The organism is Pantoea piersonii, assembly GCF_003612015.1.
GTDB lineage: Bacteria > Pseudomonadota > Gammaproteobacteria > Enterobacterales > Enterobacteriaceae > Pantoea > Pantoea piersonii.
This window is the reverse complement of record NZ_RARB01000002.1, coordinates 1-24,746: the sequence shown is the minus strand read 5'-3', so window position 1 is coordinate 24,746 and position 24,746 is coordinate 1. Positions and strand designations below refer to the sequence as shown.

Annotated in this window: 25 protein-coding genes and 3 pseudogenes; 7 read left to right on the top strand and 21 right to left on the bottom strand. The window is 50.6% G+C overall.

Features of this window, described 5'->3' with window-relative positions; genetic code table 11:
* The first annotated feature begins 43 nt into the window (after positions 1-43).
* A complete protein-coding gene (locus D7S44_RS05940; RefSeq protein ID WP_272867888.1) occupies positions 44-772 on the top strand; it encodes a LexA family protein in 729 nt (242 codons plus the stop codon).
* A 203-nt stretch (positions 773-975) separates the two neighbouring features.
* Here D7S44_RS05940 and D7S44_RS05935 read toward each other — a convergent pair whose 3' ends face one another.
* The 17 genes and pseudogenes from D7S44_RS05935 to D7S44_RS05855 all read right to left on the bottom strand — a co-directional run bounded on the left by D7S44_RS05935 (position 976) and on the right by D7S44_RS05855 (position 14,796).
* Positions 976-1,629: a tail assembly protein gene (locus tag D7S44_RS05935; protein ID WP_120452968.1), complete on the bottom strand. Its 654-nt coding sequence runs from the start codon at positions 1,627-1,629 to the stop codon at positions 976-978.
* The gene (locus D7S44_RS24090) at positions 1,616-1,975 is read right to left on the bottom strand and encodes a C40 family peptidase (RefSeq protein WP_120452966.1); all 360 of its coding nucleotides are present in this window, start codon (positions 1,973-1,975) and stop codon (positions 1,616-1,618) included. The genes D7S44_RS05935 and D7S44_RS24090 overlap by 14 nt, the downstream gene beginning before the upstream one ends.
* Positions 1,972-2,673 (bottom strand): phage minor tail protein L, encoded by a 702-nt coding sequence (locus D7S44_RS05925; protein WP_120452964.1) that lies wholly within the window; start codon positions 2,671-2,673, stop codon positions 1,972-1,974. The genes D7S44_RS24090 and D7S44_RS05925 overlap by 4 nt, the downstream gene beginning before the upstream one ends.
* A 10-nt stretch (positions 2,674-2,683) precedes the next feature.
* Positions 2,684-3,013: a phage tail protein gene (locus D7S44_RS05920; RefSeq protein ID WP_120452962.1), complete on the bottom strand. Its 330-nt coding sequence runs from the start codon at positions 3,011-3,013 to the stop codon at positions 2,684-2,686.
* A 134-nt stretch (positions 3,014-3,147) separates the two neighbouring features.
* Positions 3,148-5,451, bottom strand: a pseudogene (locus D7S44_RS05915) (phage tail tape measure protein); the annotation flags it as partial.
* Positions 5,452-5,569: 118 nt separating this feature from the next.
* On the bottom strand, positions 5,570-5,875 hold the full coding sequence (locus D7S44_RS05910; RefSeq protein WP_120452958.1) for a phage tail assembly protein T: 306 nt from the start codon (positions 5,873-5,875) through the stop codon (positions 5,570-5,572).
* A gap of 8 nt (positions 5,876-5,883) precedes the next feature.
* Entirely contained in the window at positions 5,884-6,279 is a 396-nt protein-coding gene (locus D7S44_RS05905; protein WP_120452956.1) for a phage minor tail protein domain-containing protein, read from the bottom strand.
* A gap of 47 nt (positions 6,280-6,326) precedes the next feature.
* Positions 6,327-6,803 (bottom strand): annotated as a pseudogene (locus D7S44_RS05900) (phage tail tube protein); the annotation flags it as partial.
* Between the two features lie 9 nt (positions 6,804-6,812).
* Complete coding sequence (locus D7S44_RS05895) at positions 6,813-7,211, bottom strand: phage minor tail U family protein (protein WP_120452952.1); 399 nt, start codon at positions 7,209-7,211, stop codon at positions 6,813-6,815.
* The gene (locus D7S44_RS05890; protein ID WP_179256394.1) at positions 7,208-7,774 is read right to left on the bottom strand and encodes a phage tail protein; all 567 of its coding nucleotides are present in this window, start codon (positions 7,772-7,774) and stop codon (positions 7,208-7,210) included. The genes D7S44_RS05895 and D7S44_RS05890 overlap by 4 nt, the downstream gene beginning before the upstream one ends.
* Complete coding sequence (locus D7S44_RS05885; RefSeq protein WP_120452948.1) at positions 7,740-8,048, bottom strand: ATP-binding protein; 309 nt, start codon at positions 8,046-8,048, stop codon at positions 7,740-7,742. Before D7S44_RS05885 ends, D7S44_RS05890 begins: the two co-directional genes overlap by 35 nt.
* Before the next feature lie 38 nt (positions 8,049-8,086).
* The gene (locus tag D7S44_RS05880) at positions 8,087-8,452 is read right to left on the bottom strand and encodes a capsid cement protein (RefSeq protein ID WP_120452947.1); all 366 of its coding nucleotides are present in this window, start codon (positions 8,450-8,452) and stop codon (positions 8,087-8,089) included.
* Positions 8,453-8,534: 82 nt separating this feature from the next.
* Positions 8,535-10,460 carry a ClpP-like prohead protease/major capsid protein fusion protein gene (locus tag D7S44_RS05875; protein ID WP_120454170.1) on the bottom strand — a complete coding sequence of 642 codons (1,926 nt, stop codon included), beginning with the start codon at positions 10,458-10,460 and terminating at the stop codon, positions 8,535-8,537.
* Positions 10,461-10,473: 13 nt separating this feature from the next.
* Positions 10,474-11,979 carry a phage portal protein gene (locus D7S44_RS05870; protein WP_120452945.1) on the bottom strand — a complete coding sequence of 502 codons (1,506 nt, stop codon included), beginning with the start codon at positions 11,977-11,979 and terminating at the stop codon, positions 10,474-10,476.
* On the bottom strand, positions 11,979-12,191 hold the full coding sequence (locus tag D7S44_RS05865; RefSeq protein ID WP_120452943.1) for a DUF6148 family protein: 213 nt from the start codon (positions 12,189-12,191) through the stop codon (positions 11,979-11,981). Before D7S44_RS05865 ends, D7S44_RS05870 begins: the two co-directional genes overlap by 1 nt.
* A complete protein-coding gene (locus D7S44_RS05860) occupies positions 12,188-14,287 on the bottom strand; it encodes a phage terminase large subunit family protein (RefSeq protein ID WP_120452941.1) in 2,100 nt (699 codons plus the stop codon). Before D7S44_RS05860 ends, D7S44_RS05865 begins: the two co-directional genes overlap by 4 nt.
* Complete coding sequence (locus D7S44_RS05855; protein WP_120452938.1) at positions 14,284-14,796, bottom strand: DUF1441 family protein; 513 nt, start codon at positions 14,794-14,796, stop codon at positions 14,284-14,286. The genes D7S44_RS05860 and D7S44_RS05855 overlap by 4 nt, the downstream gene beginning before the upstream one ends.
* Positions 14,797-15,191: 395 nt before the next feature.
* Between D7S44_RS05855 and D7S44_RS05850 the strand changes: the two genes are divergently transcribed.
* Positions 15,192-15,827: a hypothetical protein gene (locus tag D7S44_RS05850; protein ID WP_147402083.1), complete on the top strand. Its 636-nt coding sequence runs from the start codon at positions 15,192-15,194 to the stop codon at positions 15,825-15,827.
* A 35-nt stretch (positions 15,828-15,862) separates the two neighbouring features.
* On the opposite strand, the gene D7S44_RS05845 is transcribed toward D7S44_RS05850, so the two are convergent.
* Genes D7S44_RS05845 through D7S44_RS05835 form a run of 3 tightly spaced genes read right to left on the bottom strand, consistent with a single transcriptional unit; the run spans position 15,863 to position 17,146 of the window.
* Positions 15,863-16,321, bottom strand: coding sequence for a lysis protein (locus tag D7S44_RS05845; RefSeq protein ID WP_120452934.1), 459 nt, complete (start codon positions 16,319-16,321; stop codon positions 15,863-15,865).
* Positions 16,321-16,845, bottom strand: coding sequence for a lysozyme (locus D7S44_RS05840; protein WP_120452932.1), 525 nt, complete (start codon positions 16,843-16,845; stop codon positions 16,321-16,323). Before D7S44_RS05840 ends, D7S44_RS05845 begins: the two co-directional genes overlap by 1 nt.
* Positions 16,832-17,146, bottom strand: a complete 315-nt coding sequence (locus D7S44_RS05835; RefSeq protein WP_120452930.1) for a hypothetical protein — start codon at positions 17,144-17,146, stop codon at positions 16,832-16,834. The genes D7S44_RS05840 and D7S44_RS05835 overlap by 14 nt, the downstream gene beginning before the upstream one ends.
* Positions 17,147-17,423: 277 nt before the next feature.
* Between D7S44_RS05835 and D7S44_RS05830 the strand changes: the two genes are divergently transcribed.
* The gene (locus tag D7S44_RS05830) at positions 17,424-18,290 is read left to right on the top strand and encodes a tyrosine-type recombinase/integrase (protein WP_120452928.1); all 867 of its coding nucleotides are present in this window, start codon (positions 17,424-17,426) and stop codon (positions 18,288-18,290) included.
* Positions 18,291-18,425: 135 nt separating this feature from the next.
* Here the strand turns inward: D7S44_RS05830 and D7S44_RS05825 are convergent, their stop codons facing one another.
* Positions 18,426-18,842, bottom strand: coding sequence for an antiterminator Q family protein (locus tag D7S44_RS05825; RefSeq protein WP_120452926.1), 417 nt, complete (start codon positions 18,840-18,842; stop codon positions 18,426-18,428).
* 586 nt (positions 18,843-19,428) lie between these two features.
* Between D7S44_RS05825 and D7S44_RS24085 the strand changes: the two are divergent.
* The 4 genes and pseudogenes from D7S44_RS24085 to D7S44_RS05805 form a co-directional block, all read left to right on the top strand.
* Positions 19,429-19,636: pseudogene (locus D7S44_RS24085) on the top strand (DUF3800 domain-containing protein); the annotation flags it as partial.
* 177 nt (positions 19,637-19,813) lie between these two features.
* Positions 19,814-20,611 carry a hypothetical protein gene (locus tag D7S44_RS05815; RefSeq protein ID WP_120452924.1) on the top strand — a complete coding sequence of 266 codons (798 nt, stop codon included), beginning with the start codon at positions 19,814-19,816 and terminating at the stop codon, positions 20,609-20,611.
* A gap of 258 nt (positions 20,612-20,869) precedes the next feature.
* A complete protein-coding gene (locus D7S44_RS05810; RefSeq protein WP_120452922.1) occupies positions 20,870-22,402 on the top strand; it encodes an AAA family ATPase in 1,533 nt (510 codons plus the stop codon).
* Positions 22,403-23,243: 841 nt separating this feature from the next.
* Positions 23,244-24,626, top strand: a complete 1,383-nt coding sequence (locus D7S44_RS05805) for an FRG domain-containing protein (protein ID WP_147402082.1) — start codon at positions 23,244-23,246, stop codon at positions 24,624-24,626.
* Positions 24,627-24,746: the final 120 nt, after the last annotated feature.

Genomic DNA, 24,746 nt, shown 5'->3' with positions numbered 1-24,746 from the left:
GTATGAATTATTCATGTGTCAACAAATAGTTTAAGGTGAAGTTGTGAATTTTGACTCCAAATTCAATGAGCGTGTTTCTAGCCTAAGGAAATCTTTGGGTATGACTCAGACAGCCTTAGCTAAACAAGTAGGCATTGTACAAAGGCAAATTGCCGCTTATGAAGCTGGCGAATCTAAGCCGAGGGATGCCGTCTTAGTGCGACTGGCTTCTGCTTTAGGTACTACTGCTGGTTGGCTGGCTTCTGGAGATGGCCAAGAGCCAAACTTGAAAAATTTCATTCCCTATACATCTGTACGCCAAATCCCTCTGGTAACTATGGGGCCGTATGCAGATAGGATTGAAGAGGTATTAAAATGTGCAAATACCTTTCACCCCTGCAACATCGAAGTTAGTGATAGTGCCTTTGCTATGAGAATTATGGGTGAATCCATGGTTGGTTCAGATGGTTATAGTTTCCCTGAAGGGTGCATAATAGTGTTTGATCCAAAAGTAGAGGTTCAGCAAGGTAGCTTTGTTCTTTTTGGATATGAAGATGAAATGACTTTTAAGCAGTATTTCTCTGATTTATTTCAAGTTACTCTTAAGGCATTAAATAAAAATTACGGTGATCTTGTGCTGAATAAAGGTGATGGCGAAGTTATTGCAACAGCCGTTTATGCGGAGATGAGTTTGCTTCGGAGCCCAATTTTGGCACAAAATATTTATCAGCAAATATTGATGAAGGCGGATTATCCACCACTAGATCAACATAAAGACAAAAAGTCCAGCTGAAAAAAACATCATTGGTTGAATTTTGAAAGAGCTGGCCTGAGTAAACCAGCTCTCAATCTGCATTACAATCCTCTAGCAGGATAGTTAAAACCGCTTTAAACGCCCTCAATCGTCATCAAGCATCGCTTTTACATTAATTTACTTTTTATTATTACGAGCCTGCCCAAGCATTCAGCAATGCTGTAGCAATGCGCCCCCGATCCTCAATGCCCGATAACAATGACTTTTCCTTCCCCGCTCATGTCCCGGGTGGAAATCTCCTGAGAAATCACGCGTGACCCCACCCGCATTTCCCCGTACAGGACCGGTACCGGCGCGCCCTGAGCCATCATGTTTTCTGTGCCTGAAAACCAGGTGCTTTTATTATCCTTGGTATCTGCGCCTGGAGGTCGCGGCGCCAGCAGCTGAGCGGCCCCGCCCAGCATCAGGCTGGCCCCCAGCGAAAAAGCCGCCCCACTCAGCGAAAGTGTTGTCGCGCCCACTGTCCAGGCAAAAGCATTCAGGCCCGGAATAAACGACGCCGCGATGAGCGCGGCACCGGCAAACAGTTGAAGCAGGCCTCGCCGGGAAGCGCCCTGCAGTCGGGGAACAAGGTGGACAACGGCACCAGCCGGTAACCTTTCGTGCAGGCGGGCATGCAGGTTGCCAGTAACAAGATCGCTGCCGGCAATGCGCACTTGATAAAGCCCTTCGCTGAACTGGCGCCTGAACTCACCGGACTGCATCACCAGCGCATGCAGCGCTTCTGCCGCAGTCAGCACATGCAGATCAATACGCCTGCCAGACCTGGCGAGGTTGCCGTACAGACACACCCGAACCGGCCGGGCTCTTTCAGAGGAATGTTCAGGTGAACTCATTTTCATCTCCAAAGCGATAAATGCTGTCGCCGCAGACCAGCCACCAGCTGCAGGCGCTGTACCTCATGGCGGCTTTGTCCGCAGGACTCAGTTCAGGTGGCCCATCAGGGTGGCTGTGAACCAGCGCGATAACCTTGCCGGCGGCAGAGGCACTCAGGTAATCTTCAGGGGTGATCAGAAAATGCCGTCGTGGCTCAGGTGAGGCGTTAATGCAGGGCCGGTACTGGCAGCCATTCCCTGTCAGGATGACCAGTCCGCAGCACTCCTGCGGATGGCATGCCCGGGCGTGCGCGAAGATATCTTCTGACAGGCGCCCGACTGTCGCTGCGCTACAGGAGTCTGTCATCCTTCAGAATACGCATTCAGCGAGAGAAACCCGCCAAAGCGCCCGATGTTCTGCCGAAGGCGGCAACCTGCCGCACAGTTGCCACAGTGATCCTGAGCGGCATCCGTCACGGGTCGTCCGTTGCTGTCCGCAATAACCGGCCCCTTGTACCCACAGTCTGCAGAGCGGTATTCCCACGGGCAAAGGTCGGCCAGCATGATGCGGCCCGGATACAACAGTCCCTCGGTTTCAGTCGGCACGGCCAGAATAAATCTCGCCGTCAGAGATGTCAGTTCCGCCAGCTGCTCAATAACATAACGGCTGACCACTTCCTGCTGTGGATCGGCGTCCGGATTACCGCACCTGAAATTCTCCGCATCCAGAAAGCGTGCACAGACCGTACGCCGTATCACAGCGGCGCCCACCAGGCTCTGGTGCGCCTCAGCCAGGCCGGTCACGATGCCATACAGGTTTGAGACAACGATTGACGGTCGCGCAGACGGACCCCGGCCGCTCATGCCACACTCCTCCACCCTGACGGGATAAGGCCGGTAGCGACGTTTCTGCCATACAACCGCTTTTCCGAGTTCATTCTGTTCATTGCAGAAGAAGTAACGTTTACCGCCTGTTGTGGTCAGATCGGCTTCCCACAGCTCAATACGGGCAGACGACTCTGTGCGGGTCAGTTCACTCAGCATCTGAGAAGGAATGGTGTTCATTGCTGTTACCTCAGGCGGGAACCTGTTCAAATTCGCCGGTTATTTCCGTGCGCCTCGCCAGACGCACCGCCGACCAGCGTCGGCAGACAAAAGCGGCGGGATCGGGCTGGCCCGGCGGTTGCCACAGAAAGGCTCTGATACCGCTGTGCCGGATAAGGAAGTCCTCCACCGCCTGCATAGAGGCGTGAGGTCCGGACAGCATAATGGCGTAGCGGCTTTGAAGAACATTCAGGCCATCTGTGCGCCGCTGCTCATACCCGTCACCAAACCGGATTGTCTGCACACGCGGTTCTCGCTCCGCACGCATACCCGGCCTGATCTTCCAGTTAAATGATTCCATCAGACCCGGCCTCCGCTCATCATGCCGCCGTCACGCTGCTGCTGAAGGAAGAAATCTTTCGCGCCCTGACGCCCCAGCTCGTACATCATTCTGGCGGCCTCTGGCCCGAGCTGCCCGTTACGGCCGTCATTGTGAATGGTGACATTAAAGACGGGCGTGTATTTCAGGCCGTCTCCTGTCATCCGGGCCACCACGCCCAGCTTACCGTCGGCACCGCGACGCAGTGGAAAGATACCTTCTGGTCCGGCCTCGCCCATGACGCCAGCACCATGGGCAAACGCAAACAGAGTAGGTGTCCGGATCACGCTTCCGCTGAAGGCATGAAGTTCAGGAGAATGAAAAACACCGCCCTGCGCATGAAAGGACAACGCATGTTGCTTAATTAGCCCGGCAAAAAAATCCACGCCCCTGACCAGCGTCATTTTCACCAGGCTCTGGGTGAGCATGCTCAGAACAGTTCGGGTAAAGTCTCGAAAACCTGCCTTACCGTCCGTCAGCAGAGCACTCAGCTGTGTGCTTAACCCGTCAAGTGCCCTGGACGAAGCCTGTTTTATCTGGCTGTTGGCATCAAGCGCCGCATCACGATACTCAGCCCATGCGCTTTTTGATCCCGCCAGCCAGTCAGCCCGCAGCTTTTCTTCCGCCTGCCAGGTTTTTTGCTGCGCCTTTAACACCGCAGCAAGCATATCTGGCGCCTCTGCATAGGTGGCACCGAGTCGGGTAATGCTGGCATGTTGCTGTGCATCCCGGGCCGACAGGCCGTGTTCAAGCGCCGCAATTTCCGTCTGCCGCGTGCGCTGCTGCTCCGTAAATTTCCCAGCCTGTACCTGAAGCTGATTCATGCGTTCCTGAAGCGCCACTTCATCCCCCAGCATGGCCAGTTTTTCCTGCTGAAGCAGGACGCTGGCTTTACCGGCAAGCAGGGATTTTTCCTCCTGGGTCAGCTGGCGTTTTTGTGCGGCTTCCTCAAGAACATGAAATTTCGCCTGAGAGGCCCAGAGGTCTTTACGCTGCTGACTGACAATACCTGCTTCCTGATGCGTCTTCAGAGCGTGCAGCCGGGCCTGCAGTGCCAGCATGTCAGCCTGCGCCTTTTCGCCTGCGAGGGCAGCCGCGGAGGGTTGATGTGCGTCCCGCCGTTTTCGGCGGCCTGCGACAAGCGTGTCATAGCGCTGTTTTTCACGGCGCATCGCCTCTTCTTTAACCTCACGGGATGCCCATGAATGGCGGATAACTGACAGCGCGCGCTGGTGTTTTTCCTCATCCGTTTCGTACTTTTTTTTCAGGGCCTGGTCAGCATCGAAACGGCGCTTTTTACGGATTTGCTCATCCCGTTCCGCCTTCTCACGGGCAGCTTTCAGGTCCTGCTGAAATTTTTGCTCTTTCAGCCGGGAAAGCGCGTCCCTGTCCTGCTGCGTCACTGGCAGCCAGGTTTTTCCCAGCGCCATTCCACCAGCATCTATTTTTTTCTGTAACGCGGCGATCTGGTCTTCAAGCGATCGCTCCCGCCCGATACCCAGCATGGCGTCCCAGGCACCTGCCGCCGTCTCCCCCAGCCATTTCCAGGTTTTCTCCAGCGTTCCCAGATGCTGTGCCACATCGGCGCTGCGAAGACGCAGGGTTTCAGCGTAACGATCCATAGCCAGTGCTGCCGCATCGGCTTCACGCCCCTGTTCAGCCAGGCGGGTGATGTTTTCCAGTTCGGTAGCCGTCAGAAAGTGCAGGGATTTATCCAGCTCCCGGACGGCAGCGACGGGCGAGTCCTGAAGGCGCGCAAACTGCCGGATAGTCTCTTTGGTGGCCTGACCGGTTATGGCTTTAAGACGGGCCGCAACATCAGCGACCTGCCGGAGGTGCTGCCCGTTAAATAAACCCGAGCTGGTGACTTCCGCCAGCACAGAAGCCGCTTCATGCTGCGTAATACCGTTGCCCGCCAGAGAGCGGCTCATCGCCTGTAGTGCTGAGGTTGTCCGGGCGGCATAGTGGCCGGTGAGGATAAGATTCCTGTTAAAGGTCTCCGCCTCCTGGCTGCCCTGATACCAGGCTCTGCCCAGTCCCCAGACGGCGGCGGCAATACCGCCCACCACCCCGGCTATGCTCAGACCGCGCAGGGTCATCAGCTTTTCTAACCATCCGGCATTATTCGCAAGCGTAATGCCGGAGCCACGAAGTGCGCCAAAATTACCCCGCGCCATTTCGCCAAACAACACGCCAAGCTCGCGCCGCGCCGCCGCGCTCTCAAGGCCCAGAGAGTGCGTTTTCTGACGGGCCGACTCCAGCTTACGGATATAGATTTCCGCCGCATCGCCCAGCCCCAGCTGTGCCGCGCGCGTTCTCAGCATCTCTTCACGCGAAAGCCGTTGTGTGGCCAGCTGTGCCTTGAGCTGGCTGAGAAAGCGGGCTTTTGCCTGCGTGGCCTGCACTTCAGCGCGCGAAACGGAGGAGACCTGCTGCGCAGCGCGCCCGGCCTGCTGCCCCGCGTTTTTCAGCTGACGTTCGACCCGGCCCATCTGCTCGTGAAACCGGGCAGTCTCAGCCCCAAGGTTTACGACAAGATCAGCGATCTGCTGGGACATGGCGTTCTCCTCCCATGGACTCTGCCACGGCCATCAACATGTCATCAGTCATGAGGTCACCGGTTCCTGAGCGACTAAGCAGGCTGAATTCTTCTGCATTCAGCCCGCATTCACCTGTGGCGAGCGCCACCATTGTGCTGCTGAGCGCCGCAAATTCAGCATCCAGCAGGCGATGGCTGAACGGCACAGCGGCGAAATAACGCTGCCAGTCCGCGAGTTCAGAAGACGTCATCTCGCTGAGCATCCGGCGCCAGTCAGGGCGGCGAAACTCATGAGCCAGAAACATGATAAATTTCAGCTCCCGTTCGCCAGCTTTACCTTCACGTCTTCCTCCCCGGGGCCGGATTGTTCGCCCGGCTTTTCATCTCCCTTGAGATCGCTGAGAACCATCACCTTTTCAGCAGCCAGACACAGCGCCTTTTCGGGCCAGTCGGCCAGAATCTCCTGATATATGTCGTTGACGTCCGTCTCACGGTGACAGTTCCAGAGCGCGCGGGAGACAAGCCAGGCATACGACTCCGTATTGAGCCTGACCATGGCAGCCAGGCTGGCTGTTTCGGTAAGAGAATTGATATCAATGGCGTCAGAACTGGCAACAAAATCAAAAAACTCGGCGCGCTGCAGCGCTGTCAGTTCAGATAACTTTATTTGCTCGGGCCCGTAATGAAATACGGTTTGTTCCAGAAACATCAGTGACCTCCTTGTTCATGGTTATTGTCAGAATGTGGCGCAGGTGCAGGCGACTGCGGAATTTCTTCAGCCAGAACCGGACGGCCGCTGTTCGTTACCTTGATGGTTCGCGTAATGACCTCTTTTGCCGGAATGGTCTTGCCAAGGCTGCTGACCCAGCCCCGGAACAGATCGACCGTACCGTTCGGATAGCGGATTTTGTAATAGCGAACCTCCCCGCTGTGAAACCAGCTCAGTAAATCTTTCTGCCCCTGCTCGCCGGGTTTCCAGGCAAGCGTAATACTGGCTTCGCCCGCCGACTTCTCGCCCTGCGCCGTGGCTTTCCAGTCGGCATCCGGATCGTCCAGCCAGGTATCGTCGTAACTTTCCGCACTTATTTCGCCAGGCTGCAGCTCCCGGATTTGGGCGAGTCGTGTCCAGCCGTTATCATCCAGTGGCTTAGCTGCGGCATCACCACTGCCGGTGAAAATCAGTAAGGTGGTACCTGCACCTTTAACTGATGCAAGAGGATTTGGTGTCGCCATAGTGGCTCCTTACATCTGATAAGTAATGAGATAAGTCAGATCGGCTGAACCCCAGCTCGCCATTTCACTGTCCCGCTGCCAGTCATAACTCTGCGGCGTGAGCGTATCGATCACGGATGAAAGTGCCGGCACGTTACTGAGCGCCGGCAGGATATGGCGTTCAACCCACTCATCCAGTGCCGTATCCGGTTGGGTTGCCCGGAGGAATACCTCGATATGCAGCGTGGCCTGCCAGGCTTCCGCATCCAGATAGTTCCCGCTGTAGCGTGCGTCTGACAGATAAACAGCTACGGCGGGCAGTTCTTTTTCATCAATAAAAACGGGGCGACCATCATGAAAGGCCGCCCCGCTGATGTGGGACCTGAGCGCATCCGTGAAGGTGCGCCTGATTTCAGCGTGTTTTTTCATAACCTCCTCCTCAGGTACAGCCTCAGTTGTTGTCTGAACGCGGCGGCCAGTTCAGCCTGCATATCCGTTTCCATCAGCTGCCGGCTTTGTTTCTGATAACTCTCCGTCAGCGGTCCGGACAGCGGGATTTTTACAACCTGAACCGGATAGCGACTGCGGCCGGTCCGCTGCAATACATGCCAGCGGCCGTTAGTCAGTTGCTGTATAAATGCATTCCGGAAAGTAAACCGCCCCACCTTGAGCACGCTGCCATGCCGGCTGGATGCTGTCTTTCGCCGGGACAGCTGCATTCGGGCTATGCCCAGACTGATGGCTGGTAAATTCCCACGGTTAACGAGCAGGCGTGCGGTCGGGTCAGCATGTCCGGGCGTGGCCAGGCGTAGCCGGACACGCTGTCTGACCAGTTTCCGGGGAACGCCTGTCTCCTGCGCAACCTGACGTGTACTGTGCGTAATGACACGGCGTGCCACACGATTCACCGCCTGCGCCAGCGCGCGGGGCACCAGCTGACGATCGAGCTCATGCAGGTTATTCAGTGCCTGTTTCAGTCCCTGCACTTTTATCCTCCTCAAGCCAGATTTGTGGCTTGTTGTTATAGGTGTGCCAGCGTTCAACCCGCCAGACCTTTCCCTGCCATTCAACCCTGTCGCTTCGCCCCGGCTGATAAACGTCGTCGAAAACAATCAGTGAAACCCCCTCACCCGATAACGGCCCGAGGTCAGCCGGAAACGCATGTTCTGTTGCATACATTGCCTGACCATTGATCACAACGTTCTGCCCAAAGCGCCGGGCGGTAACAGTATCCATGCGTAAACGAAGCGACCTGAAATCGTTCATTAATGCCTCGCAGAGTAAATGCAGGACGTGGTCAGGCGTTAAACGTTGTCCGCCAGTTCACGGGTGAGTTCGGTGACTGCATTGAGCTTCACGGGCGCTAACGTCTGCCCGTCAAGTGAGTTTTCCCAGACTGTTCCCACGACTGGCATCTGATTCACCCCGGCCAGGGTGATGTTACCTTCAGCCAGTGCGACAATCTGGCCGGCATAAAACCTGTCCGTTTTGATTTTGGGAAGAAGAAACACACCTTCAGCGAATCCATCCCCGGTATGGCCGGGCGGGATATCCGCAATCACCATGGCAGCGACTTTTCCGACAAAAACCAGCTCCCCACTTTTCATCGTTTTATCCAGGAAATTACGAACAGGGATCGTTTTCCCATCCTGCACATAATTTGTTGTCATCGTTACTCTCCTTCCGGTCGGTACTGACCGGATTTCAGACATAAAAAAAGCCCTTTCGGGCATTCAGATTTTTTACGACATATCAGGCAACGCACTGTACCAGACCACGATAGTCAATCGGCGCAACGCCGGCATCAATGCGCACTTTCGTGGTAATACCATCAGCTGTAAAGCCCTCCGTCTGGTCGATAAATGGTGTATCCACACCGTTAAGGTAAGCCACCTCAATCGTGTCCGAACCTTTTGCCGCCGCCAGGTAGAACGTGTTCTGGCTGGCATCGTCCAGACGCGGTTCGGCAATTACCTTCGCGAAGTTCTGCACAGGGTTAATGATACCGGCGTTAATGTCAGCGCCTTTAACAGACGTTGAGCGAATGACCTGGCTTGCAGTGGACTCCATGGCCGTTGGTACCAGCACGAAAGCCGGACGAATGTTGAGATGGCGTTCGCCTTCTTTCTGGCGACGCATCATCTGGCGGGCTTTGTCCAGAGACACCACATCCATTGCCGCTGCTTTCAGCACGTTGGCATGACGCGCGCTGTCAAACAACGGCACGTCATCGGTGGAAAGGTTCGGGTTGGTGGTCAGAATGGCATAAACCAGATCCGCCACGGTGGCTTTTGCCGCGCGGCCGAGCTTCATGGGGACATCGGTCAGCACGCTAAGGTCATCGTTGATAATGGCCTGGCGGGTGATGCTGAACAATTCGCCGTAGGTCGCCAGGGCAATCGTTGCCTGCTTATCAGACGTCGTGACGTATTTGTACTCCGCCCCCTCGCGGACCTGACGTAGCGAAGGAAAACCGCCCAGTCCCATGCGATGCGCGATTTTGAAATCGGACAGCTGCCCCTTTTTGGTCCATTCCCCGAATGTTTCAGGCGCCTCTTCCCAGCCCTGAAGAAGGGACTTGCCAGTCACATCCAGCATGATATTGCCGTAATCGGACGTGCTGTGCGTAAACGCCAGGCCGACGATTTGTACCGAATTATAACTGGCCACACCGAAGCCCCGTTCGGTCAGCGACAGGCGCGCATGTTCACGAAGCGTCATGCCGTTATAAGGGTTATCCGGCTGAAGTGGCTCATAACCGACCCGCGCCATGATGGCCTGCCGGATACCGTCACCGGTAAAATTCCCGTTTCCGGCATAGATATAAGGTGCGGCTGATTTGTTAGAAGGCGTGCTCTCTTTACCCATTTGCGTCAGCAGTTTCTCGCGTGCCAGCTCAAGCGTGCACGTCGGATCCGCAATGCAGGCTGCCTGCAGGGTATTGTATTTATCACCGAACATCCCAAACAGGTCAGTGAGCGCCCGTGCGCGAACACGTTGCTCTTCAATGAACTGTTCACGCAAACCCGCTTCGTTCACATCTGCCTGAGGTGGAGCAGGATTGTGCGTCAGGCTGTTCTGCGGCGGCGTCAGCATATTGCGTAGGTTTTCTGGCATTTTTTCGTACTCCTCGATACGTTTTGAATCAATGCGGGCCATTGCCTGAACGGCGGGCGTTAGCTGGTCAGCAAATCCCAGCGAGACACACTGGGTACCATCCATCCAGGTTTCTTCTTTCAGCATGTCGGCGATAACCTCATGGGCCAGCCCTGTTTTGGCGGCATAAGCCGGGATGAGCACAGCCTCCGTTTTATCCAGCAGCTCAGCGAAATCACGCATGTCATCGGCGTCACCGCCCGCGACCGCCCAGGGCTTATGGATCATCATGAAACTGTTGGCTGGCATAATGACCGGATTACCGACCATGGCGATGACGGAGGCCATCGACGCGGCCACGCCGTCGACATAAACCGTAATGGCAGCAGGGTGATATTTAAGTGCGTTGAAAATGGCGATCCCTTCAAAAATGCTGCCACCAGGCGAGTTGATATGAAGGGTAATGTGTTTGATCTCGCCAAGAGCCTGGAGGTCGCTGATAAACTGTTTTGCCGGCACGCCCTGAAAACCGATTTCGTCATAGATATAAATCTCTGCCTCAGCTTCGCCCCGTGCGGCCATCCAGAACCAGGATTCAGTCTTCTTCGTCTGCGTCACCTGACGCTGGCTTATCTGCTTTATTTTCTCGGTCACTGCTGACTCCTTTGTCGTTTGCCGGGTCAGTGTCGAACACCAGCCCTTCTTTTCGGTTTTCATCGACTTCCGCTTTGCGACGACGTTTAACCTCATCAGGGTTGCGCCCGCACGCGCGTGCCCAGTCGGATTCGGTTGCAGCCCCACCCCGTATCTGAATTTTCCAGGCAGTCGCCTCTTTCACAGGGTCGATCCAGGGCATACCGGATCCCGAGTAAATAGCGTCATAAAGTGTGGAGAGTTCGATATCGGCAGGTGGCTTAATCACGCCCGCTGCAAGCGCCTGCTTCAGCCATGCGCGATAAACCGGTCGGGTGACGGCAGCAATAAAACAGTCCTGCAGAATGAGATACCCGTCAGTAGACTCCACCAGCTCCTGCCGCTGCGCGCTGTAAGTACCGTTGTAATTACGGGCCGTACTCGAAAAACTCAGACGTGTGCCGGCAGCCACGGCGCGCAGCTGCCCGTTCCGGAATGATTCAAGGCTGGTGTTGGGCCGGTCTGACTTGATCATGCCAATCTCTTCACCCTGCCGAAGATCGTCATACAGCATGCCCGGCTGAATAGTCAGTTCACGCTCGTTGCTGTCACTCAGGCTTTCTGAATAGTCCTGTCCGTCACCTTTTTTGATGTACATCCCCAGAGCAGCGGCGATGCGTGCGGCGACCATTTCGCTTTCTTCATAATCTTTCAGGGCGCTCAGACGGATCATCACACCGGACAGAATGGAGTTACCTCTGACCTGATGCAGACGTCGCGCAAATTTAAGATGCAGCATGGCGTCAGAAGACACCTCTTTGGTATCCGACAGCAAACCGCTGATGGGAAGATTTTTATAGACCTGATACTTAAGCGGCTTGCCCCACTCGTTCAGCCAGACACCCTGAATAAGTCCGGCGGCAGGATCGGAGTTCATAGTCACGAAATCTGGCTCAAGCGCTTCAAGCCAGAAAGGTACGCCGCCATCTGCACTGAGCCCGGCGCCATGGCCACTCACCAGCTGAGCAAAAACCTCTCCGTCTCTGAGCCAGGTGCGCAGCATCAGACGCTCCAGTACTGGCCGGGAAAACTCGCCGGTGACATCAGGCCGTAGTGACCATTCAGCCCATTTTTTACGTATGGTTTTCACCAGCTCCGTGGCCACACGGCCGTCTTTCAGCAGCGGATGCGGGTCAACGATGATGCCTTTTGCGCCGATAACGCGCTCTTCCAGCTTATCCAGTATGCCGATCACCAGGTCATGATTCGCATCGAGCGCCCGGGCCTGCTGGCGAAGGGAAACCGCCCCGGCCTGGCTGAGCTGGTTAGCTGAGCGTGTTTCGCGTCTGGCTTTATGTGTGCGGGTGGGAAGCGCGGCTTCGTAGGCGCGGATCTGCATGCGGGCACGCAGCCTGGCAACCTTCCACGACGGCGAAAAAACACCGATTGCATTATCCAGGAATGACATCAGAACCTCGCTAAACGATAACCCGTCTGACCACAGCGTTTTTTAAGGTATCCGGCCAGGCGGCGCTCCCACTCCTGCCGTCCCTTTCGAATGTCTGCCAGATTCTCCATCGTCATGGACTGCCCGTTCAGCATGATGGTTTTGCCACTCAGTACGGCAATCTCTGCCTCGGTGTAATAGCGGATCATGGCTTCCACCTCGCTCTGGTTCATATCCAGCCTCCGTTTGTAATCCAGGGATTGTTGGTCATGTCGGGAGTCGTGCCTGATGAGGATTTGCGGGTACGGGCTTCGAGTGGCGGAGACGCACTTGCCAGAGTGTTATCTGTATAACGGCCTTCAATCCAGGCTTCCCGGCGAGCCCATGAAGGTGCATCAGGCCATTTGATTTTTTCGTAGCCATGCAGAATGACCAGCGCATCGGCATAGACAAGCAGGTCAAACCCTTCATTGGCTCCGCGCCCCGGTTTACGCCACCGGCCTTCTGGCGAACGCTCTTCATAGGTGAGCTCGTCATAAAACCAGCTCCCGATCCAGGCCGGAAAATGAATGTAATTGGGCCCCGGAGCTTCACGCCACAGCGCATTGTTCACCCGGTCCTTGAGCGCATCGGTCTGGAGCAGATAAAGCGGAACATCCCCCGCGGCATTTGCCCGACGTGCTGAGCGTCCGGTATTGTCAGGCCATGTGCGGGTGATCAGCTTTTCACGCTTATGGCTGTCGCCCTTGAAAAGATAAACACGCTTTCCTTCCCCCTCCCGACGGCATTTTCGCCAGAAGCGATAGGCGTTGTCGGTCACACCATCTTCGCCTCCGGAATCCACAGCCATCGCCATAAGCGACATTCGTTTTGACGGATCGCTGGCCAGCGCCCAGGTTTTATACAGCACGTCCGAGAGAAGCAGATCCCAGTCCTCAGGGTAACTGCCGGGATCGAGAGGACGGCTTTCGCCAAGGTCATCGCTGCGTAACGAATGACGGATGTTGTAGCGGTCAACAACCCATCGCTCTCCCATCGAACCGTATCCGGTTATCTGCACCACGAAACGACGATTCCGGCCGCCCTGCACATCAACAGTCGCCACAAGAAACCTTACCCCGTCGGCAACCGTTCGCTCGGGAATATCCTCGGCGCGGCTCTCTAAATGTTCTCCCTTGCGTTGTTCAAGGGCGGTCTGGGGAAAATAAGGCCTGCCGAAATCCGTATTGAAGACGGCTTTAAGGGTCTCTTCACTGCCTGTTGCCTGATACTCCTGTTCGGCAGTGAGATATTTATAAATCAGCTGGGTCCATGTCTGATATGCCGCCGCCGGACCTTCCATCCAGAAAGAGGCAATACGAGACTGGCGCGCCTTCCCGCTGAGTTGCCCCTCACAATCCATGCTCTGCCCGTCACGCAGCCAGACGCCGCAGCTATTCAGGTTACGCTTCATATCGGGTTCAATCAGTTCAGAGCAGGCCGGACACTGCAGACGTGCAGCCTCACTGGCCAGTACCGGGTCGGTATAGCCGCGATAGCCTGTCATATTGGCTATTTCCGGCTGAAAATATTCTCCACAATGCGGGCACGGCCAGTACCACCGGCGGCGATCGCCCCGGTTATATAACGAGAGGATCCCTGTTGCTGGCGGTGCTTCATGTGGCGTCGAAGCCTTCCATTTTGTATCGCAAATATCCCGGCCCGGAGAACTCTCCACCAGCGTCATGCCGGCTGACATAAAGGTGGTGGTGCGTTTGGACGCCAGGGAAAAACCATCTCCCTCCCCGTCTATATCATCGGGCCAGCGGTCATAGTCAGTGAGTGCAACATATCGATAATCGGATGAGGACATGATATTGACAGATGGCCAGCCAATTTTGAGGTAGTTGCCAGCGCGAAAAGTCCGGTCATGCACATTATTATCGCTGGCGCGTGGGCTGAGACGGCTATGAAGCTCAGGGCTGCAGCGAAAAGTGCGTTCAAGGCGTTTTTTTGAATGTTCGCGCGCCTTTTCTTCTGTCATCTGTATCAGCAGAAAATCTGCCGGATCGCAGACCACAGAATAGGTTATCCAGCCATCAATCAGACCCAGCGTTTTACCCGTCCGCGCGGGGCCGACAAAAACCACCGCGTCATAATTGCGCGACGTCAGGCAGTTCATGGGTTCAACAATATAGGGCGTCAGTGTCGCATCCCATGGGAGTGAACTGCCACCACCCAAAGGCACGCGCATGTAGCGTTTAACCGCATCAGTTACTGGCATTCGATGCGGAGCCTTGAAGAGTTCGGATACGTCCTGACGTATCTCAGCAGCTGAGGCGTAGGTCATGGCTCACTCTCTTCGACGATATCTGCACTGCGGATCTCTGCAGCCAGCGCTTCTCGGATTTCATCAACAATGCATTGTGCTTCTGAAATCTGATGGGGAGGCCACCCACGATCGCGCTCCAGCCTGTCAGGCCATGTATCCAGTACCTGTAAAACAGACTTTGCCATCATGGCCATCTCGCGATGTACTTCATTAGCAGGTACAAGCTGGCTGAGCGCAGCTTCAAGCTTTACGCGCTCATTCTCAGACTGAAACCAGTCCTTACGGGATTTAGGATCCATGCGGGAGGGATCATGAAATGTTTCAGGGGTGGCTGCTTCGTCAGGGGTAAAGAGAACAGGACCTATGTCCTTAAGGGCATAGACCGGATTTCCACGAATGTTTCCGGCGGATGCAACCTGAGCGTTCATGATTTTCTTTCTGACCGTCTTACGATCTATGCCGAAAGCTTCAGCAATTTTCGCAATACTCCAGTTATAGGCATCCCCGATTCTGCTGATGTCTGACATTCCTCACCTCAACACACCAGCTCATTTACGGATTTCCTTTTTAATATCATGTAATTAACCGCTATCCACCTGTCCCTGTTTTTGGCGAAATGGACACCTCAAAAACCGATTTAAGTCATAGATTCAACTAGTTACGACACGTGGTGGTGTCCCTATGAAAATCGCAAAACTAGCCGTTTTCTGCGGGGCCGCCGCCTCGTGGACAGGGCACCCCTCCGGGAGGACCCGCAAATTCAGAGCTCATCACTTCCAAAGACTTCTAAATTTTATTGAAACATTTTAGCCATTGCTGATACAGTTTCGAACACAGCTTTTAAAACCAAAGAGGTACTCGCGACAGAACATTCCTTATTTGTCGGTGAATGCCATATTATCCCTGCCACGAGTAATATTTTATGGATAGATTCAAGAAAAAATTGATTGAGCAAATTTCTTTCCTTGAAAGTTCGTGCGAGAGATACGATAAAGGCCACACTCACGAAGCACTAAGAATAGCTATTAGCTTGCGTATAATTTTTTATTCAAGTAATAATAACTGCACGTCGATCTTAAAACACATGAAAGCAGAAAACATCAGTTTACTTAGTACAGGAGGCATGCCTAAAGAGAAGGCGCAAAAGCTCTCTCAATATTATGGGCTGGGACTCTTCCAGTTATCTAATAGTGAAGAATCAGAATACAGACCTTCACTGGGCGATGGCTCTCCTTTCAACAATAAGTATTTACCTTTGAAAGATTGGTGGCATGAATGCGTTTATGTATTAGAACATGGCAAGCTTATAACCCGTTTCGTAATTATGAAATCGGCTGCTGATAAAGATGGCGGAGCACATGTTGATGAATCACTTGAACCCTTATACGCTTCACTTGCAGAAGAGGGCTCCCTCGGAACTTTTAAGATAATGAATGATTGTAATGGGATTATCAGCAGCAAACCAATCACAAATGCCAATCATGTTGCTCTTCGACAAATGGCATATGAAGTATTAAGTAGCCCAGATTTTATCAAGCTTGCTGATTCAGAGTTATAAACTTCTCATCGCACAATCGCAGCGCCCTTTAATACTCACTTCAGACACTGCTCTTTGATGTATTGCTGCAGGCCGGCTATTTGCTTGCCGGCGAGCTCGATTCGACGTCTGAGAGTGAAATAAGCCTGTTCAGTGGAGTTATCAGGTCGGGCGCGGGCTGCATCATCCACGCTGGTGGTGCCGGGGGTTTTACCCTCGGGCATGGCTGAACGGCGGGTTTTGAGGTACAGCCGCTTGCGACCAGCAATAACGTCATGGTGAAGCTGCTCAATAGTCGCCTGAGCATTGGCTAACTCCTTTGTATATTTTGCATCAAGCGCGGCAACCTCACGCTGTCGCCTCTGCATTTCGCTGAGAGTAGCTTCCTGCTGCCTCGCCAGCTGTTGCGTCTGATGTGCTGCCGCGCGCCATTCCATGGCTTTATCGTGATAATGGCTGGCGAGTAGTCCGGCTCCCAGCGCAACCAGGCAGAAGCACAGCAGCAAATACCGCATCACTTCACGCCCTCCAGGCACAGCTTCCTTTCTTCCTCGCGACGTTTCACCAGTCCAGGCAGCTCTAGACCTCCACCGAAAACCCACCGGGGGAATTCATTGCATCCTTCCACCAGCTGCCCATGACGGAAATAGCGGAACATCGTCGATTTCTGCATTTTTGAGCAGCCAACATTGAATGCAATCGAGACAGCAGCGGAAAATGTGTTATCCGGCAGTCGGGCGCCAGCGGCGTAGTAATTTACGCATGCTTCGGCGTCCAGAATGTTTTGTTGCCAGTCTGCGGCTATCTGCTCGTCAGTCTTACGTTTACCTGGTTGAGCATCGTGTGTATTGCCTATCCCGTCGGTGATAATACCTGCTGGACATGTGTATGGCTCACGCCGGCATCCCTCTGCATTACCGATAAGTTCCAGTCCACGCTGATTTGTACGTATCTGCCCATGCGAAAGCACGATTGCCACGATGACGCCAACAGCACATACTGCGCCCGCTGCGCTGGCTTTTCTGTTAAATGTCGGCATCGATCCTCTCCTCTCTTTCTGTTACCTTAGCCACAACCTCAGCAACTGTCGGACGATCGCTTTCCGGCTTAGCGATGACGCTGCCCAGATAGGCTCTGAGCATCCCTGTTCGCTTGCGCTCCTCCTCCAGCTGCTGTCGCCTTTCGCGTCGCGAGGCGTAATAGGTTTTGATTGTGAAGAACGCGGAGATTGCTGCACCGACGCAGAAAACGTAGTCATAGAGGCTGAGCGTTGAGAAGAACGCCAGACACGCAGACCACCAGTACGGCATTTGATGAGATGAAGAGTCCATACGATGCATGCTCAGCCCTTTCTGGTGTGGGCAACAATGGAATAGAAGAAAAAAGCCGCGCGTCGGCGTGCGCAGGGTGCGCGGTGGGAACCAGAGGCGACTTTGAGTATAAAAAAAGCCCGCCGAAGCGAGCTTTGTAGGTACAATTTATTTAGATTCATCGTTAATAACAGGCTCTGCAGTCCTCGCAGAGATATGCAAGGACTGCATTCAGCGCAGGAATAATCTCCATCACTCATCTCACTGCCGCGCAGGCAGCTCCTTAATTACAGATGAGTAGAAAATCATGTCATTAACAGTAGGTAAATGGGTTGAAAGCTATTCACTTGCAGTGCAGGCAAGACACGCCAGCGGCGAAATAAAAGCGAAAACAGTACAGGACTATATAAGGCTTGCGCGGTTCTGTTGCAGAGTATGGGGCGATCGTCAGCTGATGAGCATCTCGGCTTATGAGATCAGCCGGATCATCAATGAAAAAGCCCAGGAAACCCCATACGCAGCTCGCCGGCTGCGCATAAATCTGTCCGATCTGTTCAAAGAGGCGCAACGAGCGGGCGTTGTACCAATGGGACATAACCCCGCCCTTTTATCCCGGCCGCCCATAACAGCGGTTGCAGCGGCGCGACTGAGCTTAAGCGAGTGGATACAAATTTTTAAGTGCGCCAAATACCGGGCCCCTGTTTATTTTCAGAACGCGATGCTGCTGGCACTGGTGACCGGCCAGCGCTCCTCGGATTTAGTCAGAATGCACTCTCGCGATGTGAGAGACGGTTATCTCTACATCACGCAGTTTAAAACGGGAGAAAGGGTAGCCCTGCCGCTTAGCCTGCGCCTGGATGCTGTATCCACCTCGCTCGCTGAAGTCATCGATATTTGCCCTTCAAATGGCCTGATGCTGCAAACGGACTCAGGGAGGTGCATCCATACCTGGTCGTTGTCGCACTGGTTTAGAGTTTGTCGCGAATGCTGCGAGCTATCAGTTCCGCAGGGCTGTACGGCGCCGCCGTTCCGTGAACAGCGTTCACTGGCTGAGCGGCTTTACCGAACACAGGGCATAGATACTCGCACACTGCTGGGCCACAAATATCAGCGTATGACAGATAAGTACAACGACATGCGAGGAAAAGATTTCAAGTATTTAACGCTCAGTTAATCATCGCTGAGCTGTATGGGACGTCGGTACGACAGTGCCGACGCTCGCAGCATGATGGTCCGCAATTGCCTTATAAATTGAGCCAGGTACATATATTGAACCCAATAAAATGATTCTGACAGAATACGCAGACTTTTACGTACGTAAAGTGGTTTCACATAAATATGGGTGAGGTGTGCGTTGCACAAACCTGTCCATTTCAAGTGACGCATCGAGTATAACAAGCATTCCTTCAATAATGCCTTCGGCCTTCTGAAGTTTCTTCCCGATGTGGCCATCTGAACAGTGATGTTTTCTTGCCAGTGACATGAAGGTATAACCGAGAATGTAGTAGTCCACCAGTAGCTCATGCAGGTCTGCATTTTTGGAATAAAGCTTAGCGACACAACGGCTGACAATCAGTCCATCCTCATCACAACACTGAGGGCGTGTCGTCACTTTATTTGGGAAAAGCCCTGTGAATCCAGCGGCAACACTGTACCACGAGATTTTTTCCGGGTTATTTGCAACCCATGCACCCCATCGTTCAAGAACCATTTGAATATCACGCATCGATCTGGTCTCCATCTTACCTGAACCGAATCCAGGAAAACGATTATACGTTTCATTGATAGAGGTTACCTGAGAAAATCAGAGTTGCGCAGATTTAAGGTCAAGTAGATCAGGTTTAGAGGATAAGCCGCCCCAGAACACATCTTAAGGTGAGCATCTTTGAAAAGAAGTTCGGAACAGATACGTTCAACTACAGCTCGTCAGTAACTGGCTAAGGGACGCAGGATCTGGAGCTCAATGCATCTAGCAATAAGCACATACTCGCTGACCCTAAGGTCCGCCGCTAAGATACCTGCCAGTTTTGCCCAGACCAGTAGATAGAGAGATTGCCTGTCATTTAAAAACTGATTGGCGATGTCCTTGATCTATGATAACCATTAATGAATTAGCCTCACTTGGACTAGCATTAAAAATTGATAAAGCCACAATTAACATTATAAAATCCCACCAATAGATCTTAAGAAAGCACTTTTTTTGTATTTATCATAAATGCAGGGATTTACAATAAACGGCCCTCATCAATCAGCTAAATTTATGATTTAATAGTTTAAGGATGTGCAAAATTCCCCCTGCAGGTAATAGCTAAATGAAAAATCCTGGAAAACTGATATGGCATGTAGCATGCGATCAGTCAGGAATCGATGGACAGCGATTCTATGGTTTTGGCAATTTATGGATGAAATATTACGGCAGGGTGATTTTTTCTTAAAATTAGTGAGTTAAGGCAAAAGTATAATTACACCGACGAGATAAAATGGCAGGAAGCTCACTTAAAACGAAGCACTGTATTTCATGCATGATTTTATTATTTCATTTTTATGTTGGAATCATAAGTCTAGAAAGCCGATCTCTATATACGTGGGGATAAATTAAAATACGAAGCCATAGTAGCCCGTTTATAAAACTTGCTTAAGTTAAAAACTTACGCATTAACTCAAAATAGAATATTCAGACTGACCTAAAGGTGTGTGATGAAACCTCAATTTTCAGAGTTTACATATGGATATGCACTGATCGAGGAATTTTCTCGAAAATACAACTTCACTTCCGTACCAATTTTCCCTTCACTGGTTGAAGAAGGGCGAGTTGGTGGAGGATATGACGCTGGGTTAAAAATACAAGGCATTCCTTTTTTCTTTCAGTTTAAAAAATCAAATTTCCTGAGCCGGCCACATTCTAAATACTATAAGGCTTTTAATAATCCCTATTATCAATTTTATTTGCACGCTCAAAAATATTCTATGCAGCACGAACTGTTGCTTCACCTTGAAAATTCTGGAAATCCAGTATTTTATATAGCCCCTAAATTTCACACAAACATTGAACTTCATGATAATTATTTCAACTCAACAATTGGAGAGAGTTCTATTTGCATCACCCCAAAACAGATAGGCATTCTTCCTGACAACGAAGAGCACTCCATTTGCTTTAATAAAGATTCATCCCTTATTTATTTTTGTTCCAATCCAAAACTGATCGAAAATAACATAAGTTTAATGAAACTTAAATTTCAACAGCATTTAAATGATCTAATGAATAATGATGTTTTTTTAAAGTATCACAAAGATACTTGGGAGGGGATTTATTCACAGATGGAATACATTGTTAGAAGACATTATCGGGACCATTTTAACAAACTATTTCTTTTTTTAGAAAGTGTAGAGAATGTTATATTGAAGACTGCGCGGCTTGCGCGGATTGTTTTTGATTTAGATATTGCGGTGTTCAATACCTCCTCCAATAATAGGGCTTACTTATTCAAACCTTAACAGTTAAAAACTCTAATTTTTTAATCCCTTATAATGGTCGATATGTGCCAAAAGCGGACATTGCTTACATCATGTGACTTTGTTAGCACAATGCCCGCCAGACATAATGTTAAAACATAGCCAAATTAAAAATTCATATGAAGAAGTGGTTTTATCTACAATAATTTCTTCCTAAATTTACTCGGCAATCAGAGTATATGTAATAAATCTTAAAATTTGTTGGGCTTACCAGCATAAGCTCGATAAAGGGAGTATTAAATGGCTAGACAGGTTAGAGAGAAAAGCGTTACGGGACAAATTTTAAGCTCGATAAAGATTTTCAAGCTTAAATGTATTAACCATATGAACCCCATGACATTCACCCCTCATCCACTAACGGCAATATTAGGGCCAAACGGAAGTGGAAAATCGACCATCTTACATGCTATTGCAGGTATCTATAAACCAGAAGATGGACAGCCTGGTGAAGATCATAAACTAATGGAGTTTTTCCCGCGTAGTCCCGATGCTGAATGGAATGGTAGCGAATTTGAGATAACTCATACTTACCGTAAAGGGCAAGAATTAATCGAGAATGACAAAAAGTTATATGGAAAAGCAGATGCTTTAGGTTCACGATGGATTCAAATTTATGCTCGCAGACCACTTCGGGAAATATATTATTTAGGGATAGAAAAATGCGTTCCTATGATTGAGTCTGAGAAAAAGAATAACATTAAGTATGAAACTTCTAATGTTTCAAGTGAATTTATAAACCTTTTATTAATCAAGGCTTCTCACGTACTTAATAAAACATATACTTCTTTTAATCATCATAGGCAACCTAATGGTAAGTTTTTTATCGGTGTTGAAGCTTCAGGTGTGCGCTATTCTTCATTAAGCATGAGCGCTGGCGAGCAAAAAGTTTTTATGATCCTTGAGGTTATATTGAAAGCTGATAAGAACTCACTCATCCTCATTGATGAGCTTGATCTTTTACTTCATGACATAGCCTTGAAAAATCTTATCAACGTTATTTATGACCGAGCAAACGAAAAAAATTTGCAAATAATATTCACGACACATAGGGAGTCCGTGATAAATCTATCAGGCAAGGTTAACATCCGTCATGTTTTAAACATGGCTGAAAGAACCTTCTGTTTTGAGAACACTAAACCTGACGCTATAAATAGACTAACAGGCGAAAGAGTCACCTCAATTGAGGTTTATGTAGAAGATGATGTTGCTGAAGCTATAATTAAAAAATTATGTGCTTCATTAAAAGCAACAAAGCATACCCGTGTTATAAAGTATGGTGCGGCTGTGAATGCTTTTACCATTTTAGGAGGCACATTGCTTAGAGGAGATAATCTGAGAAATAGCATTTTTATTTTAGATGGAGATGTAATAAAGACTCCAGCAGAAAAAATTCGAGCTATTAATAAGGTGTTAACTGGAGATGATCTTACAGCTATAAGATTACGTGAAGAGGCTTTAGAGAAAATTATTCAATTTAGACTTCCAGAAGGGGATAATCCTGAAAAATATTTACATACAATGCTTATACAATCGGATGAAACTGATCACGATGATGAATCGTTAGAGATAATAAGTATAGCTCGTTCCATTCATTTCAGGGAAGATTCACATGATTATTTGGGACAAATTATCCTTGAATTAGGGCTTAAGCGCTCTATAGGTTTAACTCGAATTATTGACATTGCCGCTAAGCATCCACAATGGATGGATTTTACTGCAGATGTTGGAAATTGGCTTCGTCCGGTTGTGATAGCTCTTAAAGAGCATGAGTAGCTTTACAAATGCACAACAGTTGATCATAAAACACCAAAAAAATTCTTAGAGCAGTTATTAAATTATAGGATAAAACTGCTCTTAATCTTCACAAACTCCTTTAACCTTTAATATAGTTAATGGATTGATGTTCGATTTTCACTCATAGCGTACTAAATGCACCATGACTTCTGTCGCTCTCACCACCCCCGGAATCCTTCTGCAATCTCATAATCTGTATCAGGTATCGTGTTAACATCGCGTCGTGGTGCTCTATGCCGCTGACACTGTCGACCTTCCACAAGCCGCCGAGCAAGTTTCGGATCCCACTGCGCCTGCATGCTTAGAGGAACTTTGCCAGTGCACTCTGAGCCAGAAGCAGACTGGAGGACAGCGATCTAGGTAATTCGTTGAGCTCCCTTTAATCCCAAATCTGGGCCGAGGGCAAAAAAAAACCGCACAGGGCGGGCAACTCGATTGCAAATAGAAGGTTCTCTCGTACTTTGCGTGCTTTGCATAAAATTCCATGCAAAGTATGAAATGTATCACAGAGTAAAAGCTTATTCTGAAACAGCAAACTTTAGAAGACGTTTTCGAGTTAGGGTCAAATTCACAGTTTAATATTAAAATAACATCTCTTTAGTTATCTTTTGATTGTTTATTGGCTGTTTAATGAATTTATTATGAGCTACAACAGGCTCTGGCCATAGCTTGAAAGTAAGGCACTGGCCAGAAATATAATTCATGGTAAAAGGAAGCCCAGTAAAGAAAATTATGTTTATCTGATACCGGTAAAGGGATAAAGTTATCTCAACATTTACTCATTGATGAACCTGAAGGGAAGCCCGTGATAAATCTGATAATGAAAGTGAGTGATGAAGACTGGAAGGTTCCCTTGGGCGAACTTGCCTACAGCTCGATGCCGCTGAGTCGTTATCTGGAATACACCAGTGACAGCCTCTCGGTCATCTTCAGGGAAGTGAACAAGAAGGTTCTCGAAGACCTGAAACTCATTCCCTGCGTACTGATGACCGAGTTTGAGAATGAGAAGCACTTGGATGGGCGTTCGCGCCTCTATTCTAATGTCCGGGTAGCCATGATTGAAAGCATTAAAGTTAGAGGAAAAAATTTAGAATATGCGGCGCGCATATACTACGACTTTGGAAGAGTAATAGTTGATAACTACAGAGCACTGGCCGAACGCTTCTTCTTTCATCAATTTGAAGCACAGAGAACCCACTGGGCTATTAAAGACGTCAGCCTTGCTGAAGTGATGACTACTTTTGGGTTAACTATTCCGGCTCCCCCCCTGCCTGGGCCTGCTCTGATCCCACCCCCGCCCCCCCCGCCACCACCCGGGATGATAGAATCCGAGCAGAGCGTGACGTCGGTTGAGGCGTTTCTGCAGAAAATTAACGAGTTTCAGGCAGAGGATGGTTATGAAGTATTTTACCGGGGGCACAGCGACTACCGGTATAAGCTGGAGCCCTCCCTGTTCCGCGAAGAAAAGGCTGTGCCGCTATATAGGCATAAAGAAAGGAACATGATCAACGAGATCCTGACGGCTCATCCGGCCGAGTTCTATCAGGATCAGTTCATGATAGATAAACTGGTTCGCATGCAGCACTACGGTCTGCCCACGCGCCTACTGGACGTCACGGCCAATCCGCTGGTTGCCCTCTATTTCTGCTGCGCAGACATGCTTGATAAAAACGAAGAAGAAGAGAAAATCGGGGATGTAAAGATTTTTTACGTCCAGGGAGATGACATCAAATTTTATAATTCTGACACCGTCAGTTGCATCTCCAACCTGTCCCTGCTTGATATGGAAGATAAAAATAAACTCATTTCTGAAACTGACGTTCCTTTAGATGAACGCGGTGAAGAAACGCCAGAGATGAAGAAGCTGATTCATTTTATCCGGGCGGAAAAACCATACTTCGAAAACGCAATTTGTCAGGGAGACTTAAGCCGCATCCTGTTTGTTCGCGGCAGAATTGCTAACCAGAGGATCTCCTCCCAGTCCGGCGCGTTTCTGTTGTTCGGACATGAGGCTGTCCTGCCAGATACCGGCCACAGTGGCCTTAAAGTGGATCGCATTTATGTCAGTAACAAGAAGGCGATCCTGCAGGAGCTCAGCCGACTCAACATCAAGCCCAGCACTATCTACCCAGGCATTGAAGAGACGGCCAAAGAAATTGCCCGCCGGACGAAGGGCGAAGAGATCATGAACCGGGTAAAATAAAAAGACGCCTGCGCGACTATATCACGCCCTGAGACATTCGACAAGCTTTTTATGGCTTCAGTAAGGGCGAGTGTCTCGCTTCGAGAGCCAGCAAATATTTCGCTTCGTCATAACAGGTTC